General features: G+C 74.6%; 3 protein-coding genes and 1 pseudogene. 2 read left to right on the top strand and 2 right to left on the bottom strand.

Annotated elements, in window-relative coordinates:
• Window positions 1-129: pseudogene (locus tag N4P33_RS34015) on the bottom strand (adenosylcobinamide-GDP ribazoletransferase); the annotation flags it as partial.
• A gap of 94 nt (window positions 130-223) precedes the next feature.
• Between N4P33_RS34015 and N4P33_RS34010 the strand changes: the two are divergent.
• Entirely contained in the window at window positions 224-985 is a 762-nt protein-coding gene (locus N4P33_RS34010; protein ID WP_260830786.1) for a hypothetical protein, read from the top strand.
• A gap of 198 nt (window positions 986-1183) precedes the next feature.
• Here the strand turns inward: N4P33_RS34010 and cobT are convergent, their stop codons facing one another.
• Window positions 1184-2242 (bottom strand): nicotinate-nucleotide--dimethylbenzimidazole phosphoribosyltransferase, encoded by a 1059-nt coding sequence (gene cobT, locus N4P33_RS34005; RefSeq protein WP_260830785.1) that lies wholly within the window; start codon window positions 2240-2242, stop codon window positions 1184-1186.
• Between the two features lie 179 nt (window positions 2243-2421).
• On the opposite strand from cobT, the gene N4P33_RS34000 reads away from it, so the two are divergent.
• On the top strand, window positions 2422-3289 hold an 868-nt coding region (locus tag N4P33_RS34000), incomplete at its 3' end, for a class I SAM-dependent methyltransferase (RefSeq protein WP_260830784.1).

Here is a 3289-nt window from a genome sequence, read left to right as displayed (position 1 = left end):
CGGGGCGCACAGCATGCCGTCGCGCGCGGCCTCACGGTCCCAGCGGGTCACCCTGACGGGGAGCACGGTGAGGGTGCCGAAGGCGAAGCGGAGGCCGTCGGCCGGGCGGGTCGGGGAGGGGTCGGGCACCGGCGCAGATTACCCGGCGGTCGCCGGTGCGGTTCATCCGGCGGTCGCCGGCGCTCAGCAGGGCACCGGCGACCGCCCTGGATAAAGTGCGCATATGGGACAGTGGTGGGAGCGGAACATCATCGAGCCGGGCAAGCTGCCGCTGCTCCTCGCGCTCACGGCCTTCGTCCTCACCTTCGTGATCACGCGGGTCATCACGCGGATGATCCGGGCGGGCAAAGGCCCCTTCGGGAACGTCAAGGCGGGCGAGCTGCACATCCACCATGTGGTGCCCGGCGTCGTCCTCACCGTCATCGGCGGATTCTGCGCGGTGGCGGGCGGCCAGCACGGCTTCGGCTCCGCGCTGGCCGCGGTGGTCTTCGGCGTCGGGGCGGGGCTGGTGCTGGACGAGTTCGCCCTGATCCTGCACCTCGACGACGTCTACTGGACCGAGGCTGGCCGCAAGAGTGTCGAGGTCGTCATCCTCACCGCGGCTCTGGGCATCCTGCTGCTGGCGGGCTTTCTGCCGTTCGGCGTCGACGACCTCGGCGAGGACGAAGCGCAGAACCGGGCCACCGTCATCGGGACCGTCGCGCTCAACTTCCTCTTCGCCCTGATCGCCCTGAGCAAGGGCAAGGCACGGATCGCCATCTTCGGCATGATCATCCCCGTCATCGCCCTGATCGGTTCCCTGCGCCTGGCCCGCCCCACGTCTCCCTGGGCCAGACGCTTCTACCGTCACCGGCCCAAGGCCCGTGCCCGGTCCCTGCTGCGCGCCTACCGGCACGACCGCAGGTGGTCCGGCCCGCAGCGGGCCTTCCAGGACTGGATCGGCGGCAAGCCGGACCCCAGCCCGCCGAGGTCTCTCACGCCGTAATCTGCGGGCCGGTGGGGGCTGGTCGCGCAGTTCCCCGCGCCCCTTAGGTACTCACCTCACGTACCTAGCTGCGGGCAGTCGTGCCGCTGGGGCGGCACGGGTGGGCGATGGGGGTCCCCCCGCTCGAGCGAAGCCGAGAGTGGGGGAGGCACCCCGCCAGCGCGGGCGAGCGTCACCCACCCCCGGACAGCCCCAACCTCAGGACGGCTTCTCCGTCTTCTCCGGCAGCTCCCCCGCCAGCGCCGCCGCAGCCTGGACCATCGGCAGGGCCAGCAGCCCCCCGACGCCCTCACCGACCCGCACGCCATGCCCCAGCAGCGGCTCCAGCGCCATCCGGTCCAGCGCCTTCGCCTGCCCCGGCTCCCCACTGTCGTGCGCGGCCAGCCACCAGTCCGGCGCCCGGAACGCCACCCGCTGCCCCACCAGCGCACACGCCGCCGTCACCACCCCGTCCAGCACGACCGGCAGCTTCCGCACCGCCGCCTGCAGCAGGAACCCGGTCATCGCGGCGAGATCCGCCCCGCCCACCGTCGCCAGCAGCTGCAGCTGATCACCCAGCACCGGCCGCGCCCGCCGCAACGCGTCCCGGATCGCCGCGCACTTGCGCATCCACGCCAGGTCGTCGATCGCCAGCCCACCCCGCCCGGTGACCACCGACGCGTCCGTCCCGCACAGCGCCGCCACCAGCACACCCGCGGCCGTGGTCCCGCCCACGCTCACATCGCCGAGCACCACCAGATCCGTACCGGAGTCGGCCTCCTCGTCGGCCACCGCCATCCCGGCCCGGAACGCCCCCTCGGCCTCCTCCGGGCTCAGCGCGTCCTCGAGGTCGATCCGCCCGCTGCCGCGCCGCACCCGGTGCCGTACGACGTCCTCGGGCAGCGCACCAGGGTCGCAGTCCAGCGCCATGTCGACCACCCGCACCGGCACGCCCAGCCGCCGGGCCAGCACCGACACCGGACGCCCGCCCTCCAGCACCTCCCGCACCAGCTCGGCCGCACTGCCCGCGGCCCGCGCCGAGACACCCAGCTCGGCGATCCCGTGGTCCCCGGCGAAGAGCACGACCTTCGGCCGTTCGATCGGCCGCACCGGCACCGCGGACTGCGCCGCCGCCAGCCACTCACCTAGGTCGTCGAGGCGGCCCAGCGACCCGGGCGGCACGATCCGGCGCTCCCGGTGCGCCTCCGCGTCACGGCGCACCCCGCCGTCCGGACGCTCGATCAGATCGGTGAAGTCGTCGAGATTAAGCGAGCTCATTCGCCGAACAGTACCGGCCCCGATCGAACACGACCGCCCCCCGTCGGCACGACGCCCGGCGGCTCACCGCCACCACGCCACCCCGGCGCCGTTGCACCGCCCAGCGGCATCCCCTACGTAACGTTTTGCTCGGGATTGTCGTACACCCGTCCCGCCCGCCCTCTCGCCGGGAGCCGCCCATGACCGCACCGACCACCCCCGCCGCACCAGTGGTCCCCACCGGGCCCGCCGCCCCCGCTGCGCACCCCCACGTCTCCACCAAGGTGCACGAGCCCCGCCGTGAGGACTGCCCCTGGTGCGGCTCCGCCCGGCTGCGCACGCGGCTGCGCACCGGCGATCTGCGGCAGCACCGGCCCGGCCTGTTCACCGTCGACGAGTGCCGCGACTGCGGCCACACCTTCCAGAACCCGCGCCTCACCGCCGAGGGCCTCGCCTTCTACCAGCGGCCCGTCCCCGGCGCCCCCCGGGACCCCGCCACCGAGGGCGTCCTCGCCCTGCGCGCCGCCCGCCACCGCCGCCGTGCCGCGGCCCGCGCGATGCTCCGCTTCGGCGAACCGGAGAGCTGGCTGGACGTCGGCACCGGCCTCGCCCGCTTCCCGGAGACCGCCCGGGAGTTCTTCCCGTACACCGCCTTCGACGGCACCGACGTCACCGCGCGCGTGGAGGAGGCCCGGGCCCTCGGCCGGATCGAGGAGGCCCACCGAGGGGCGCTGACCGACCCCCGGATCCGCGCCCGCGTGGCCGGCCGCTACGACGTCGTCAGCCTGCTGCACCACCTGGAACACACCACCGACCCCCGCGCCGAACTCCACGCCGCCCTCGACGCGCTGCGCCCCGGCGGGCACCTGCTGATCGAGACCCTCGACCCGCGCTGCGTCTTCGCCGCCCTGCTCGGCCGCTGGTGGCTGCCCTACGACCAGCCCCGGCACCTGCATCTGCTGCCGCTGCGCACCCTGCGCGCCGCACTGGAGGAGCACGGCTGCGCGATCGTCGCCGCCGGGCACCGCGCCGCGCACGTCCCGCACGACCTGGCCGGTGCCGCCGCCC

Source organism: Streptomyces sp. 15-116A (genome assembly GCF_025290915.1).
Lineage (GTDB): Bacteria > Actinomycetota > Actinomycetes > Streptomycetales > Streptomycetaceae > Streptomyces.
Note: the sequence above shows the minus strand (reverse complement) of the source record. Positions and strands in the feature narration are given on the sequence as shown.

What these genes read in the sequence shown, in the direction of transcription:
- cobT (WP_260830785.1), bottom strand. Translation starts at nt 2,242, where the DNA reads ATGAGCTCGCTTAATCTCGACGACTTCACCGATCTGATCGAGCGTCCG.
- N4P33_RS34010 (WP_260830786.1), top strand. Translation starts at nt 224, where the DNA reads ATGGGACAGTGGTGGGAGCGGAACATCATCGAGCCGGGCAAGCTGCCG.